Raw genomic sequence first — 14,026 nt, forward strand, 5'->3', positions numbered from 1 at the left:
TAGGTCAGACCATGAAAACTTCGACATTTTTATTCAGCATTCTCCTCTCAATCGTATCCCTCTCTGCAAATGCAGAGTTGAAGCCGGAACAGATTCTAGCAAAGAACAAGGGCCTAGTCCTTTATAACCAACTAAAAATCGACTTAGCCACGCCCTATCTAAAAACTGCTTCAGAAGCTGGAGACTCTGAATCTCAGTATTATCTTGCAGAGGCAATTAGACAAACCAACCGTTATATGACTCCGGAGGCAGAAAAGTGGTACGAAGCTGCAGCCCGCCAAGGCAACTACTATGCAATGATACAACTAGGGCGGAGTGGCAACGATCTTTGCAAAGTAATGAGTAATTGCCCTGATTCCGGTAAACCTCCTGTCGACTGGCTAAAAAATGCACGTTCACTTGCGGAATCTTTGGCAGAAAAAGGTGACGCGGAGGCCATGTACGTAATGTATGAAATTACATTGAATCGTGATTGGTTAGAAAAGTCTGCAAATTCCGGCAATCCAGATGCACAATTCTGGATGGCAATTGGTGACAAGCAAGGTGAGGGCTTCTTACTTCCCTGGAAACGTAAGGAGGCAGTGGGAAACTGGTTTAAAGCATCTGCAGAAGGAGGAAATCCTCGAGCCATGATGGAGTATGCCGCTTACCTTTATGAGAATGAAGGTGATCTTAAAGTTGCTCGACATTGGATAAAAATAGCGGCCGAGAAAGGATACAAAAGCGGCGTGAGCAGTTACGGTGCTTATTTAGCGCATGCTCCCGAACGATTTGGCTTCGAACTAGACTTGGTTAAGGGTTACGCTATCACTTCGCTTTTAAAAGATCTTGATGGCGGGGGCAACGTGCAGGTCTACGTCGAGGAAGTTCTTCCGGAAATCGCAGAAAAAATGACCTCCCAACAAATAAAAGAAGCGGAAGACTTTGCCATTCAATGGAAGAAATCCCATCCGCCACTTTCGTTTTTTCCAGACAAATTAAGCCGGTAGTTTCGATGAAGGTTCTAGCATACCTCTTAGTCGCTTCACTTTTTACCTTTAGTGAAACCGGCCCAGCAAAATAGCAAGCGACCAAATTAGAGCCAGATACAAAAAACATGTTGAGGAGCTTGGCGCGAGACTAGACGGATTATGTCAACGATTCACGCATTATGGCCGGGCATACCTTCCTGGCGGACGAGCAACATATAGCGACCCAAAGAATAAATGACTAAAACACAATCATGACAACACAAGTCCAGATCCGGCACCGATGCCAGCACCAAAAGTACAGACCAAGTGCTGACCGCGCGTGCCGCGAATGTTCAGATCGAAAACGGAGCGAAAGCGACTTTCAATGTTTTTGGAGGTTTGCAAGCCGCCATCGAACTCACCGGCGCACTGAACTGGGCACCACCTAAAGAAATGGTCGCCCTGCGCACCGCTCCAACAATGGGTATCGGCAGCGATAAAGACGCGAAAAAAGCCAATCCATGGCTAACCCTTGCCAAGCTGAGTGGGTCTGTGGGGGTTGCGCTGGGCGCAGGATTCCAGGGAACGGCGCAGGTGTCTCTGGATAAGGGGCGCTTTATTCTGAACTTGAAAGCGGCGGTAGTGCTGGGTCCTGGTGCTAACGGCAGCTTTAAATTCGAAGTTGGTTATGAGGCAGTAGTTGACCTAATCAACTTGTACCGCAAGGAGCTGCACAAAGCGAAAGGCAGAAAGGTAGAGTGGATGGAACCTGAAGCAGGAAAGTTCGCATCCGCGCTGAACGCATTAGGAGCAGCTGGACTTAGTGTGGAAATGTCCTATCTTATGGGTTGGAATTTAGTCATGGACTTATATGACGCAATGACCAGCGGAGGAAAAGGCGGCCCAATTGCTCATGCCATTGTTGAATACCAAAATCCAGAAGAGCTAAAAGCATGGGTTGTGGAAGCCACTCCGGCGGCACTCGGCCCCATTTTAATGACTCTTATCTCCACCCCAGCAGACTTCTCAATTAACGCCAATACAAAAGAAAGTGACACGCCGCCAACTTTCAGCAAGCAAACCTACCCAAAAGACAAAGCACATTTAACTCAGCAGGTAGCAATTGGGATAATTATTGACCACATAGTCACTAACGCAAAAGAAAAGGACGCACTGGAAGAGGCTCAAAAACAATTTGAACTAGCCTGCGCAAGCATGAATAAGTTTGGAATTGAACCAGTTGATATCGGTCAAAAATATTGTGAAAACCGTCATTTACTCGATACTTTCATGAGTGATCCGGTACTCAGTTTTACCGACCCAAGGGGAAATAAATCAAGAGCCCGCTACAAGGAAAATTCAAAAATATTAGGCCAGCGCATTGATGGAGCTTGTAAAATTGTAATGGGTGAAAACAGTTACATACCGAGCACATCCGTAAAATACTTGCCCCCTGCGAGCATATAAAATTGAAAACAAAGTCAAACTTAATCCGCACACCTTTTTTTGCAGTTTTTCTTTTAATGTGCGTAAACGCGAATGCGGAGCTTACTTCACAACAACAGGAGGCAAAGAAAAAAGGTATAGAGCTTTACAATCAATACAAGGCTATTTCTGCAATCGAACCACTCAAAATAGCGGCCGAAGGCGGTGATGATGAAGCACTTTATTATCTGGGTGAGGCATTAAGAAAAAACAACCGCTTCATGACTCCGGAAGCTAAAAAAGCATATGAAAGTTCCGCAAGAAAGGGGAATATCTACTCTATGATTCGCCTCGGGAGAATTGAAGACGACTTGTGTTCAACCATGAAAAACTGTCCACCGGGTGAAGAATCTCCTAGCAGTTGGGTAATCAAAGCTAAAAGCCTTGCAATTCAACGATCAACGCAGGGAGATAGCGAATCAATGTACCTGTTATATGAAATGACAGGGAACGATGACTGGTTGGAAAAATCAGCAGAGAACGGATTCGCATTTGCACAGTTCCGTCTGGCGACTAAATACCAAGAAGGAAGTGGTTCATTTTTACTACCCTCCAGGCGCAACCAAGCTATCGAACGATGGATGAAGGCCTCTGCGGAAAATGGTTACCCACCTGCGATGATGGGGTTAGCCGCGATCATGATCGAAAAAAAAGATTTAGCCTCGTTCAGAAGCTGGAACGAAAAAGCAGCTGAGTCGAGCTTCGTAGAAGGTGTATTTGGATATGCATCCTACATAGGCGAAGAGAACTCAAAATACGGCTTCGTCTTCGACCCGATAAAATCACATGCTTTACTGTCAAACCTGCTGGAACTTAATGGCGGAGGCAATGTAATACGAGACGTCAATGACACCTTGCCCGATATAGAAAAAAACATGTCAAAAGCGCAAATAGAAATAGCGAAAGACCTCGCAAAAACGTGGAAGGCCAACCACCCGCCTCTCTCGTTCTACCCTGACAAGCTAGGATATTAATTTTAGTGAGCGTATATTTTCGGATCTTAGCGATAGTTATTTCTGCGCTCACCGAAACGTGCGCAGTCGCAGGATGGCGGGGGGGATGCAGGAAAATGTTAAATACAAGCTTCCCGTCATTGCTTCCAAGTTGACCCCTTCGCAAATATTAGAAGCTAAAGAGCAATCAAAAAAATGGATATCCATTCACCCTCCCCTGTCCTTCTTCCCTGACAAACTAAGCCGTTAGCTTGTTTTATTCGAATACAAGGGCACAAGAATCATACAAACGGGAGGAGTAGATGGCGTGAGGTTCTCCAACGCGATCCTACTCCCGTTCTCATTCAAGGCATCAAACCGGCGCCTTCCAATCCAGCATCTGCTGCTGCGCCACCTGCAGCAAATCATTGCCGTCCTGCGCCAGAAGGTATAGCGCATGGGTAATGTGTGGAATGTCCTGAACATCGCCATGGCGGAAGCACATGCAGTGCAGGGTTTCGAGCAGGTCGCTGCAGGCGCGGATGCGCTGGACGGCGGACTCGAGGATGTCTTGGGGGTTGGCTTGGGTGTCGATGACCATTGGCGCGCTGTCGGTGACGCCGCTGTTGAGCGGGTGATAGCGGTTTGGGAGCGGGTTTAGTATTGGCATACTGATTACTCAACTGTATTAGAGGGTAACCGCTAACACCGTGACCAAACGGTGGGAGGCGGCCGTGTACAGGCTTGGTCAACCGAGAACAGTTCAAACTCAGCTCGCCCGAAGGCGTCCTGCACACAGCCGCCACAGCAGTGCACTTTACGAACATGAGTGTCCGTAGTGCAAATGAAGGCACATATGCAATGAACTCTTCTCAGGTGACCAAACCCGAATCGCTGATTTTGCAGCGACGCCAAACCATAACCGCCCCGCTCCCACCGCCGAAAGCAGACAAGGCATCACCTCTTGTAGGAATCGGCACCACATCCCCGAGAAATCATCCCGCTGCCAGACAGCCGGCGTTCAGCCAGGTTAACCATCGCTTAACGCCGCAGTCCAAGACTGTACTGAACCGCACACTTCAGCCCCTGGCTGACGCCGAGTGCGGCAGGTTCGGCCGTGTTGCGCCGAACGCTCATTCCGTCGCACGGGAGTCCGATTCATGAACATTCGCACGCTGTTGCTCACCTCCGCCCTCGCCTGCAGCGCATTCGCCGGGCTGGCTCAGGCCAATGACACCTCCGCTACGTCCAAAGCCGTTCCCTATCAGTACGGCATGCCGTTGCATGTGAACAAAGTGATCTCCATGACCGAGCCACAGACACAGCAGTGCAAAGTCATCACCGCCGACATGAAGTACATCGACAACGCCGGTAAGCCTGAGGAAATCACCTACCGGAAAATGTCTGACGCCTGTAACTTCCAGAACTGACAGAAGGCTCTGATTTGCGGCTTTGCGGTAGGCGGTGAAGGGTTCGCGGGTTATGCTCGGGACCCTTCCTCACTGCCGCAAGGACTCGCCATGCAGTTGTCGTTTCGCACGTTGTCGATCATCACTTCTTCGTTGTGTTTTGTGCTGGCGCTGGCCTGGGGCGTTTTCCCACAGGTGTTGCTGGCGATCTGGAGTATCGAGTACTCGAGTGCTGCCGGTTTTGTCGCGCGGCGCAGTGCGGTGCTGTTTGCGGCGTTGGGGGTGATGTTTTATCTGGTGCGCAACGCACCACCGTCGTTGGGTCGCAATGCCCTGAGCAATGGATTTATCGTCGGTTGTTTTGGTTTGGCGGTGCTGGGTTTCGGCGAATGGCTCAACGGCCATGCCGGCCCCGGGATTCTGCTCGCGGTGCTGGTCGAGTTCGCGCTGGGCCTTGGTTTTGTGCAGGCCCGGCGCGTGACGATCGAACTGGGTGAAACGGTTCGTTAAACAGCTCTGGAGCGGGGACTGTAATGGGTTGGCGTGGTTTGTTGCGCCAGATCCGAACGCAGGCCGGCAATCAGCTCGCTGATTTCGCGGGGGCCGTTGAGGGGGCGGGCGTCGATTCCGCTGACGTGCAGATCAACCTGGTCAGTCTGGTGGTCGCCGAATACCTTGACGGTCATCGACAGGTCTGGCGACAGCGTGCACTGACAGCGTTTAGGCAGAAAACTGCTTTCAATGATATTGCGTAGTTCCAAGGCAGACAGAAACATGGTGAACCTCTCCTTATTGATGAAACTGCCAATCAACTCTTCACGTTGACCGCTTTTGCTGCCCCTGCACGGGTGTGTCCCCGCTGATTCCCTGGTGCGGCAAACGGTTGTACGGCGAAATGCCTCTTGGAGTGTAGGCGCCCGGACCCGGTGCGCTGCACCAGATAGAGGCATAAACTGTGCCTTTCATCGGATCATTTTGATCCTTTTGAAATCAAGCACTTGGCGGCTGAGCCAGTATTTGGCCAGTTGCAAAATGCAAGAATTGCCTGTCGGGGCACTGCAATTTGCAAGTCGACGCCGGTTTGCATTCATCACGCATGGCAGTGAGAATGCCCGTCTTTCACCCTACACCCGCCAGGAGGCTTTCATGGGTTCTTTACGCGCTCGCGCGACAATCGGTCTGCTCGTTGCTGGCCTGTCCACCCTCGCCCACGCGGCCAAACTCGAAGACGTCGCGCCGTACCCCAAGGCGGAGAACGGCTTTACCCGTCAAGTCATTCACCTGCCCAAGCAAGATCAGGAAGAGAATTTCCAGGTTGAAGTACTCGCCGGTAAAACCCTGGAAGTCGACTGCAATCGCCAGCGCCTGGGCGGTGTTCTGGACGAAAAAAACCTCGAAGGCTGGGGTTACCCGTTCTACCGCCTGGAAAAAGTCATCGGCCCAATGAGCACGCTGATGGCCTGCCCGCCCGGTACCCAGAAGAAACGCGCATTCGTGCCCGTCGTCGGAGACGGCTTCATGCTGCGCTACAACAGCAAGCTGCCACTGGTGATTTACGCCCCCAAAGACGTCGAGGTGCGCTACCGCATCTGGTCTGCGTCGGACAAGGTCGGCACCGCCACTGCAGAATGACCTGAACAGGGAGCGTCAAACGTGATTACCTGCCATGTGCGATACGTCATCGATCCGTACCAATTGAGCGAATTCGAGGCCTACGCAAAGGCCTGGCTGGGCATCGTCGAGCGGTTGGGCGGCACTCATCACGGCTACTTCCTGCCGTCCGAGGGCGCGAGCAACATTGCTTATTGCCTGTTCAGCTTTCCATCGCTGGCCGATTACGAAAGCTACCGGCACATCGCGTTGACCGACCCGGAAAGCACGGCGCTGGTGGAATCACTGGTGCAGAAAAAATTCATCGTCAGCTACGAGCGCAGTTTCCTGCGCCCGCTGCTGCCCTGAGCCCTGTCACGCCGGGACGCTGCATACGGCGGCGCGCTCGGCGACGTGCCGCAAGCTGTCGAAGTTGATGTTCGCGCCCGAGTCGATGGCGATGAAGGTTTCCCCACGAACAGCGTTGCGCGCCGCGTATTGCTTGATGCCCGCTACCGCCAGCGCGCCGGAAGGCTCGGTGATCGAGCGGGTATCGTCGTAGATATTCTTGATCGCGGCGCAAAGCTCGTCATTGCTGACGGTGATCACCTCGTCCACGCAAAAACGGCACACTTCGAAACCATAAGCGCCAATCTGCGCCACCGCTACGCCATCTGCGAATGTACCGACACTGGGCAGCACCACTCGATCATCCACTTGCAGCGCCGCCTTCAGGCAGGCCGAATGCTCCGATTCGACACCGATGATCCGCACCTCCGGCCGCAGGTATTTGACGTACGCCGCGATGCCGGCGATCAATCCGCCACCGCCGACTGGGACGAAGATCGCATCCAGCGGCCCCTGATGCTGACGCAGGATTTCCATGGCCACCGTGCCCTGGCCGGCAATCACGTCCGGGTCATCGAAAGGCGAGACAAAGGTGCGCCCGGTTTGCTCGGCCAATTGCAGCGCATGGGCCAGGGCAAACGGAAAACTCTCGCCGTGCAGCAGCGCCTCGGCGCCGCGACTTCGCACCCCAAGCACCTTGAGTTCGGGCGTGGTCGAGGGCATGACGATGGTCGCGGTGATCCCCAGCTCCCGCGCTGCCAGCGCCACGCCCTGCGCATGATTGCCCGCTGATGCGGTGATGACGCCGCGTGCTTTCTGCGCATCGCTCAATTGCACCAGTTTGTTGTAAGCACCACGGATCTTGAAGGAGAACGTCGGTTGCAGGTCTTCGCGCTTGAGCAAAATCCGGTTGCCCAGCGTCTCGGACAACGCCGGCGCCGCTTGCAACGGCGTACGCACGGCGATGTCGTAGACCGGCGCGGCGAGGATCCTTTTCACGTACTGCTCAAGCAGAGCTTGCTGGTCGGGGCTGTATTTCATCGTCATCTCCGGGCGCTCTGTGCAGGAGCTGCCGGAGGCTGCGATCTCTTGATCTTGCTGTTGATTTGAGCAAAACAAAGTCAAAAGATCGCAGCCTTCGGCAGCACCTACAGGGAGCCTTCGTTGTTAAAACCCTGGAGACAGAAAATGAAAACCCGCCTCTAGGGCGGGTTGGGTGCTTCAGTCGTGAGCTAGCCCGCCAAATGAGGAATGGCGGTAATAATGCTTGGCTGGCAGCGCAATACGGTGGAAGTCATGGGCCCGAAATTAGCCCGGCGGCGGCGGGCGAGTCAATGGCTTATTTACGGATGCCAAGGTAGGCTGGCGATTCTGCTCATCACCCCAAGGAAGGAAAACATGATGTCCGTCGCCCTGCCCCTCACTGCGTTGATTGCGTTTACCGGCTACACCGTGTCGGTGATGCTCCAGGCCGAACAGTCGTTGATCGACTTCGGCATCAGCCTGATGTCGCGACCGGACACGGCGCAGGTGGTGATTGATCTGTATCTGCTGGCAACGCTGGCCGGGGTGTGGATGGTCAGGGATGCGCGGGCGCGGGGGATGTCGGTGTGGTCGGTGGTGCCGTATCTGTTGTTGACGGCGGTGTTTGTGTCGATCGGGCCGTTGTTGTATCTGGTGGTGCGTGGGGTTCGGGAGCGTAAGAAACTGGCAGCGCCAGCCCCTGCGAGCTGATCCCGAGCTTCGAATGCTGCTGAGATCGCTTTCGCGAGCAAGCCCGCTCCCACAAGGGGTTTGTGTCAGGCACAGATCCCGTGCCAACCCGCGATCCACTGTGGGAGCGGGCTTGCTCGCGAAGGCGTCGGCCAAGTCACCACAAATCACTTGGCCAACCGCCGCAACCCGAACAACATCCCCCCCGCCCCCAACAACATCACCAGCAGAAACACCGGGTAGGAAATCCACCACGGCGTGCCCGCCGTCATCATGCTGAACTCCGACATCCCGCCAATACTGGCGATCAGGTTCAACGGCAGAAACACTACGTTGATCAACGTCAGTTTGCGCAGCAGATTGTTCATGCTGTTGTTCATCAGATTACCGCGTGCATCGATCAGCCCCGAGAACACCGTAGAGTAGATTTCCGCCTGTTTGTAGCACTGGTTGTTTTCGATGATCAGGTCGTCGATCAACCCCAGCGCTTCGCTGCCGAAGTGCTGTTTTTCCGCGTGATTGCGCAGCCGCGTCAGCACCGCGCCATTGCTGTGCAGGGCGTTGATGTAATAGATCAGGCTTTCGCTGAGGTTGAACATCTGCACCAGATGCTGGTTCTGCATCGAGGCGTTGAACTTCTGTTGCAGCTCACGGGCGACCAGTTTGATCACCTTCAGATGGCCGAGGTAATGGTGGATGTTGTTGAACAGCAAATCGAGCAACACATCCAGCGGCGCATTGAGTGGCTGGCGCGTGCCGATGCCGTGCAACGGCGTGTCGTCGGTGGCGATCACCAGCAGTTGGCCGGGCGAAAACAGCAGACCGCAGGACGACACTTCAAACGCCAGGCTGCCACCGCCGGAATAGTTTTCCGGGCGTTTCCAGATCAGGAACAAGTGATCGGGGTGAAACTCGATGCGCGACACTTCGTCCGGGTCCAGCGCCGAGGCCAGCGCATGTTCGTCGACCTTGTAGTGACTGTGGAGCAAGTCGCGCTCGGCAGCATCAGGATTGCTGAACAGCATCACCTCAGCGTCCAGCCGCTCGACCCGCTGCAGCGCGCCATGACTCAATGCGAAACTGCTGATCATCGGCGCTTCACCAGGCCTGGCCGCGACGTTTGAGCTCCAGGCGTCGCACAAACTCCTCCAGCACCAATGAATACAGATCGTCCTGCAAGTAGGCGTCTTCAATGCCCGCGTCGAGATTCGGGTTATCGTTGACCTCGATCACCACCACTTTGTCGCCGGCCTGTTTCAGGTCCACGCCGTAGAGGCCATCGCCGATAAGGTTGGCGGTCTTGACCGCCAGTTCCACCACTGCTCGCGGCGCCTCGTGAACGGCCAGGGTGCGGCACTCGCCGTTGATGTCCTGACCCTTGGCCTTGTGGTTGTAGATTTGCCAGTGGCCCTTGGACATGAAGTACTGGCAGGCAAAGATCGGTTTGCGGTTGAGCACGCCGATGCGCCAGTCATACTCGGTGTAGAAAAACTCCTGAGCCAGCAGCAACACCGAGTGTTCGAACAGTTCAGCGGTGGCCTCAAGCAGCGCCTGCTGGCTTTCAACCTTGATCACCCCGCGAGAAAAACAACCATCGGGAATCTTCAGCACCAGTGGAAAACCGAGGCGTTCGCCGACCCGTTCGAAGTCTTCCGGTCGCTCCTTGTAGAGGATTTCCGTAGCGGGCATGCCCAGTTGGTGGCTGTTGAGCAGGTCGGTCAGATAGACCTTGTTGGTGCAGCGCAGGATCGACGTCGGGTCATCCATCACCACCAGGCCTTCGCTCTCGGCTTTTTTCGCGAAGCGATAGGTGTGGTTGTCGACGCTGGTGGTCTCACGAATCAACAAGCCGTCGTACTCGGCAATCCGCGCATAGTCCTTGCGCTCGATCAGCTCGACGTCGATGCCCATGCGCTTGCCGACCCGGACGAAATTCTCCAGTGCCTTGGCATTGGATGGCGGCAAGGCTTCCTGTGGATCGTGCAGGATCGCCAGGTCGTAACGCGCCACTTGTGGCGAGCGTGGCGCCCGCCAGACTTTACGGCTGAAGCCATCCAGCGCATTGGCGAACTGATCTTCCTGATCGTCGCGTAACTTGTGCAAGGCACCGGATTTTATGCCTTCGATGTGCCAACCGTTAGTTCGACGAAACTCAACTAACAGGATCGGACACGGAAACACTTCGAACAATTGTCGGGCCAGATCCTGCAACGGCTCGATATGCGTCTTGCCGAAGTAAAGTGTCAGGGTAAAACCTTCGGTATCGCTATACAAATGATGACTGAGGGCTTTTTCCAAGGTTTTATCGAGGTCGTCCAGCGCCAGGCCGTAAAGCGATTTCCTGGTCAGTTCGCTGATCGTGCGCACCGATGGAATCACCTTGTGGCCGCGGGCTTCAGCCAGCAGCGAGCAGTAGTAACCGTGCCCGAGGTACTTGTAGCTGCGGCACAGGTTGATCACCTGCACCCGTTTGCCGGGCTCGCTGTCACGGGTTTGCTCGAGGTATTCCTGAGCCGTGACGATGTCCTCGCTGGGAAAGTACGAGGCCCAGTCTTCCTTGCGCTCGACGATAATCAACACTTGACTGGAAGTTCTGATGGCTGAATTTAAAAAAGTTGCCGCCGGCAAACTTTGCTCGGATACTTCGCGCCAATGACCCTGTACCGCTGACATAGAGATTGATCCGTTGGAGAACAAGACCATTTCTATTAAGCACGAAGTTTTTCGAAAGTCCCGTTTCGTTACGCAACTTTTACGGTGGTCATATGAATGCTGTTTTTCGTTTGGCGGTAGTTGAAGATCTGCCAGCGCTGCTGGCCCTGGAAATGCAATGTTTCACCACCGACCGGCTCACCAGCCGCAGCTTTCAATGGATGATCACCCGCGCCCATGCGCAGCTGCTGATCGCCGAACTTGATGGTCGATTGCTCGGCTACGCACTGGTGCTGTTTCATCGCGGCACATCGCTGGCGCGTCTGTATTCCATTGCGATTGCCGCCGAAGCCCGTGGCAGCGGTCTGGGCAAGCAATTGCTGCAGCGTATCGAGGCCTGCGCCGTGGAGCACGATTGCGCATACTTGCGGCTTGAAGTGCGCATCGACAACCCCACCGCCATCGCACTGTACGAGCGCAACGGCTACCGACGCTTTGCGCTGATTCACGATTACTACGAAGACCATGCCGACGCGCTGCGTCTGGAAAAGCGCATTGTTCAGCACCGTGATTCACGCAGCATCAAGGTGCCCTACTACCCGCAAACCACTGAGTTCACCTGTGGCCCGGCCTGTCTGTTGATGGCCATGGGCGCGTTGCAACCTGCACGTCTACTCGAGCGGCGTGAGGAATTACAGATATGGCGTGAAGCAACCACGGTGTTCATGACGTCCGGCCATGGTGGCTGCAGCCCCCAAGGCTTGGCGCTGGCGGCCTGGCGCCGGGGTTTCCGGGTACGTTTGCAGTTGAGTATGGCCGGGGCACTGTTTCTCGACGGCGTGCGCGATGCGCATAAAAAAGACGTCATGCGCCTGGTGCACGAGGAGTTCACCGCGCAAATGCAGGACACCGACATAGAACCGAAGATCGGCGCCAATCTGGATCTGCCGCGCCTGTTGCAGGCTGGGGGCCAGCCTCTGGTGCTGATCAGCAGTTACCGCCTGACCCGCTCCAAGTCACCACATTGGGTGGTAGTGACCGACTGCGATGAAGACTTTGTGTACCTGCACGACCCGGATGTCGATCACAGCCAGCATCGCCAGCCGATGGACTGCCAACATGTGCCGGTGAGCCATGGGGAGTTTGAAAAGATGAGTCGGTTTGGGCGTGGGAAATTGCGCGCGGCGGTGGTTTTGTATGCCCGGAATGTACCCGCCGATTGAAACTTTGTGGTGAAAGGATTTGGCGAAACGTCGCACCACCCCGATTGCGCGTGACGCAGGCCCTCTCCGAACTTTCAGGGCCTGCTGCGCAGGCCATCGGGGATAAATCCCCTCACCACAGGGGATCTGTGAAAATTTGAAGTGAAGTTACTTCAGGCCGATCTTGTAGAGCGCACCGTCCTGCTCATCCGTCAGCACATACAGATACCCGTCGGGCCCCTGTCGCACATCACGAATCCGCTGTTTAAGTTCGCCCAGTAGCCGCTCCTCGTGCACAACTTTGTCTCCATCGAACTGCAACCGGATAAGCTCCTGGCTGACCAACGCGCCAATGAACAGGTTCTGCTGCCACGATTTGAAGCGATCAGCGTCATAGAACGCCATCCCGGTAACGCCGGGAGACTTCTCCCACACATGGCGCGGATCCACGCCGCCTTCGACACTCTTGCCCTTGGCTTCAGGGATCGGTTGCAGCGAGTAGTTGATGCCGTGGGTCGCCATCGGCCAGCCGTAGTTCTTCCCACGCTCGATGAGGTTCACTTCATCGCCGCCGCGCGGGCCGTGTTCGTTCTCCCAGAGGGTGCCGTTCCACGGATTGAGCGCCGCCCCCTGCGGGTTGCGGTGGCCATATGACCAGATTTCCGGACGCACGCCGGACTGGCCCACGAACGGGTTGTCATCCGGCACCTTGCCATCGGGGAAGATCCGCACGACTTTGCCTTGCAGCTTGTCGAGATCCTGCGCGGTCGGTCGATCGTTGTTTTCGCCCAAGGTGATGAACAGGTAACCGTCGCGGTCGAACACCAGCCGTGAGCCGAAATGGTTGCCGGTCGAGAGCTTCGGCTCCTGACGGAAGATCACCTTGAAGTTCTCCAGGGTCCGCAAGTCGTCCGACAGCCGCCCACGCCCCACGGCCGTCCCGGCCTTGTCCCCGGCACCACCACCCTCGGCGTACGACAGGTAGACCAGCCGGTCCTGTTTGAAGTCGGGCGACAGCACCACATCGAGCAATCCACCCTGCCCCTTGGCCCAGACTTTCGGCACGCCACTGATCGGTTCAGAGCGCTTGCCATCGGCACCGATCACCCGCAGATTGCCTGGACGCTCGGTCACCAGCATGCCCTGACGATCCGGTAGAAACGCCAGGGCCCAGGGATGCTCGAGACCTTGGGAGATCGTGGTGACTTCGAGGGTGCCCTGCTCGCTTTGCAGCTCTTTGGCGGCAGCGGCGAAAGCTGGAGCGCTGATCAGCGCGCCGGCGCACAGTGTGGCTAGAAGGGTTTTACGCAACATGCACGATTCCTTTTGTTCGTTTGAAAGGCTGGCAGGCGTTCAGTCCTGCCGTTCAACGGTTGCTGTCTCCATCACGTGGCGGTGGGTTGGGAATGAATTTTGGTGGCGTACTCGGAACCGAGCGTTGTTGCTGGCCATTACCGATACCGCCATTACCAACGGTGGGTGAGCTGGGCACCGGCACCGTGTTCGGTCCGCGTATCACCGGTGCATTGGGCTGCGTGCCTTGCATGCTGTTGGGATTGGCTCGGCGGATCGGGCTGTTGTAGGGATTGTTGTTGGTGCCGGTGGGACTTTGTGCCAGCAACAGCGGCGCGGACGGAGCCGTGCCTTCGGCATGCGCCAGCCCCGCCCCCAGGAGCAGAACGATAACGCCTGGCAGTATTCGGTTCATGGGGCGGCCTCTCGATGCTCAGGGGATAGAGCCTTCG

At 55.4% G+C, this 14,026-nt stretch carries 15 protein-coding genes and 1 pseudogene; 9 read left to right on the top strand and 7 right to left on the bottom strand.

All coding sequences use genetic code 11. From position 1 onward, the window contains the following. Positions 1-11: 11 nt before the first annotated feature. The 3 genes from ACIOUG_RS00775 (at position 12) to ACIOUG_RS00785 (ending at position 3,409) form a co-directional block, all read left to right on the top strand. Positions 12-989 carry a tetratricopeptide repeat protein gene (locus ACIOUG_RS00775; protein WP_401061743.1) on the top strand — a complete coding sequence of 326 codons (978 nt, stop codon included), beginning with the start codon at positions 12-14 and terminating at the stop codon, positions 987-989. Positions 990-1,277: 288 nt separating this feature from the next. Then, positions 1,278-2,417 (top strand): hypothetical protein, encoded by a 1,140-nt coding sequence (locus tag ACIOUG_RS00780; RefSeq protein ID WP_401061744.1) that lies wholly within the window; start codon positions 1,278-1,280, stop codon positions 2,415-2,417. A gap of 2 nt (positions 2,418-2,419) precedes the next feature. Continuing rightward, entirely contained in the window at positions 2,420-3,409 is a 990-nt protein-coding gene (locus ACIOUG_RS00785) for a tetratricopeptide repeat protein (RefSeq protein WP_226499254.1), read from the top strand. A 331-nt stretch (positions 3,410-3,740) separates the two neighbouring features. Here ACIOUG_RS00785 and ACIOUG_RS00790 read toward each other — a convergent pair whose 3' ends face one another. After that, positions 3,741-4,037, bottom strand: coding sequence for a hypothetical protein (locus ACIOUG_RS00790; protein ID WP_047597132.1), 297 nt, complete (start codon positions 4,035-4,037; stop codon positions 3,741-3,743). Between the two features lie 490 nt (positions 4,038-4,527). Here ACIOUG_RS00790 and ACIOUG_RS00795 point away from each other — a divergent pair, with 490 nt between their 5' ends. Beyond that, the gene (locus ACIOUG_RS00795) at positions 4,528-4,797 is read left to right on the top strand and encodes a DUF2790 domain-containing protein (protein WP_401061747.1); all 270 of its coding nucleotides are present in this window, start codon (positions 4,528-4,530) and stop codon (positions 4,795-4,797) included. 90 nt (positions 4,798-4,887) lie between these two features. Further along, entirely contained in the window at positions 4,888-5,286 is a 399-nt protein-coding gene (locus tag ACIOUG_RS00800; RefSeq protein WP_401061748.1) for a hypothetical protein, read from the top strand. Here the strand turns inward: ACIOUG_RS00800 and ACIOUG_RS00805 are convergent. Then, positions 5,283-5,552, bottom strand: a complete 270-nt coding sequence (locus ACIOUG_RS00805) for a DUF1652 domain-containing protein (protein WP_401061750.1) — start codon at positions 5,550-5,552, stop codon at positions 5,283-5,285. The two genes, ACIOUG_RS00800 and ACIOUG_RS00805, sit on opposite strands and share 4 nt — an antisense overlap. Positions 5,553-5,922: 370 nt before the next feature. Here ACIOUG_RS00805 and eco point away from each other — a divergent pair, with 370 nt between their 5' ends. Together eco and ACIOUG_RS00815 are read left to right on the top strand one after the other, a co-directional pair. Continuing rightward, positions 5,923-6,408 (top strand): serine protease inhibitor ecotin, encoded by a 486-nt coding sequence (gene eco / locus ACIOUG_RS00810; protein WP_401061752.1) that lies wholly within the window; start codon positions 5,923-5,925, stop codon positions 6,406-6,408. A gap of 21 nt (positions 6,409-6,429) precedes the next feature. After that, entirely contained in the window at positions 6,430-6,735 is a 306-nt protein-coding gene (locus ACIOUG_RS00815; RefSeq protein WP_401061753.1) for an NIPSNAP family protein, read from the top strand. A 30-nt stretch (positions 6,736-6,765) separates the two neighbouring features. On the opposite strand, the pseudogene ilvA reads toward ACIOUG_RS00815, so the two are convergent. Beyond that, positions 6,766-7,761: pseudogene (gene ilvA / locus ACIOUG_RS00820) on the bottom strand (threonine ammonia-lyase, biosynthetic); the annotation flags it as partial. Positions 7,762-8,112: 351 nt separating this feature from the next. Here ilvA and ACIOUG_RS00825 point away from each other — a divergent pair. Further along, complete coding sequence (locus tag ACIOUG_RS00825; protein WP_401061755.1) at positions 8,113-8,448, top strand: DUF2834 domain-containing protein; 336 nt, start codon at positions 8,113-8,115, stop codon at positions 8,446-8,448. A 146-nt stretch (positions 8,449-8,594) separates the two neighbouring features. Here ACIOUG_RS00825 and ACIOUG_RS00830 read toward each other — a convergent pair whose 3' ends face one another. Beyond that, positions 8,595-9,518, bottom strand: coding sequence for a magnesium transporter CorA family protein (locus ACIOUG_RS00830; RefSeq protein WP_401061757.1), 924 nt, complete (start codon positions 9,516-9,518; stop codon positions 8,595-8,597). Positions 9,519-9,525: 7 nt separating this feature from the next. Beyond that, positions 9,526-11,100, bottom strand: coding sequence for a RimK family protein (locus ACIOUG_RS00835; RefSeq protein WP_401061758.1), 1,575 nt, complete (start codon positions 11,098-11,100; stop codon positions 9,526-9,528). 92 nt (positions 11,101-11,192) lie between these two features. On the opposite strand from ACIOUG_RS00835, the gene ACIOUG_RS00840 reads away from it, so the two are divergent. Further along, positions 11,193-12,302, top strand: a complete 1,110-nt coding sequence (locus ACIOUG_RS00840; RefSeq protein WP_401061760.1) for a GNAT family N-acetyltransferase/peptidase C39 family protein — start codon at positions 11,193-11,195, stop codon at positions 12,300-12,302. A 147-nt stretch (positions 12,303-12,449) separates the two neighbouring features. Here ACIOUG_RS00840 and ACIOUG_RS00845 read toward each other — a convergent pair whose 3' ends face one another. Next, complete coding sequence (locus tag ACIOUG_RS00845; protein WP_401061762.1) at positions 12,450-13,595, bottom strand: PQQ-dependent sugar dehydrogenase; 1,146 nt, start codon at positions 13,593-13,595, stop codon at positions 12,450-12,452. A 52-nt stretch (positions 13,596-13,647) separates the two neighbouring features. Continuing rightward, on the bottom strand, positions 13,648-13,989 hold the full coding sequence (locus ACIOUG_RS00850; protein WP_401061764.1) for a hypothetical protein: 342 nt from the start codon (positions 13,987-13,989) through the stop codon (positions 13,648-13,650). Between the last annotated feature and the right edge of the window lie 37 nt (positions 13,990-14,026).

The sequence above is a fragment of the Pseudomonas sp. NPDC087803 genome (genome assembly GCF_044742995.1).
Taxonomy (GTDB): Bacteria; Pseudomonadota; Gammaproteobacteria; order Pseudomonadales; family Pseudomonadaceae; genus Aquipseudomonas.

Coding starts and splice junctions, on each gene's coding strand:
- ACIOUG_RS00775 (WP_401061743.1), top strand. CDS start 12: ATGAAAACTTCGACATTTTTATTCAGCATTCTCCTCTCAATCGTATCC.
- ACIOUG_RS00790 (WP_047597132.1), bottom strand. CDS start 4,037: ATGCCAATACTAAACCCGCTCCCAAACCGCTATCACCCGCTCAACAGC.
- ACIOUG_RS00795 (WP_401061747.1), top strand. CDS start 4,528: ATGAACATTCGCACGCTGTTGCTCACCTCCGCCCTCGCCTGCAGCGCA.
- ACIOUG_RS00800 (WP_401061748.1), top strand. CDS start 4,888: ATGCAGTTGTCGTTTCGCACGTTGTCGATCATCACTTCTTCGTTGTGT.
- ACIOUG_RS00805 (WP_401061750.1), bottom strand. CDS start 5,552: ATGTTTCTGTCTGCCTTGGAACTACGCAATATCATTGAAAGCAGTTTT.
- eco (WP_401061752.1), top strand. CDS start 5,923: ATGGGTTCTTTACGCGCTCGCGCGACAATCGGTCTGCTCGTTGCTGGC.
- ACIOUG_RS00825 (WP_401061755.1), top strand. CDS start 8,113: ATGATGTCCGTCGCCCTGCCCCTCACTGCGTTGATTGCGTTTACCGGC.
- ACIOUG_RS00830 (WP_401061757.1), bottom strand. CDS start 9,518: ATGATCAGCAGTTTCGCATTGAGTCATGGCGCGCTGCAGCGGGTCGAG.
- ACIOUG_RS00835 (WP_401061758.1), bottom strand. CDS start 11,100: ATGTCAGCGGTACAGGGTCATTGGCGCGAAGTATCCGAGCAAAGTTTG.
- ACIOUG_RS00840 (WP_401061760.1), top strand. CDS start 11,193: ATGAATGCTGTTTTTCGTTTGGCGGTAGTTGAAGATCTGCCAGCGCTG.
- ACIOUG_RS00845 (WP_401061762.1), bottom strand. CDS start 13,595: ATGTTGCGTAAAACCCTTCTAGCCACACTGTGCGCCGGCGCGCTGATC.
- ACIOUG_RS00850 (WP_401061764.1), bottom strand. CDS start 13,989: ATGAACCGAATACTGCCAGGCGTTATCGTTCTGCTCCTGGGGGCGGGG.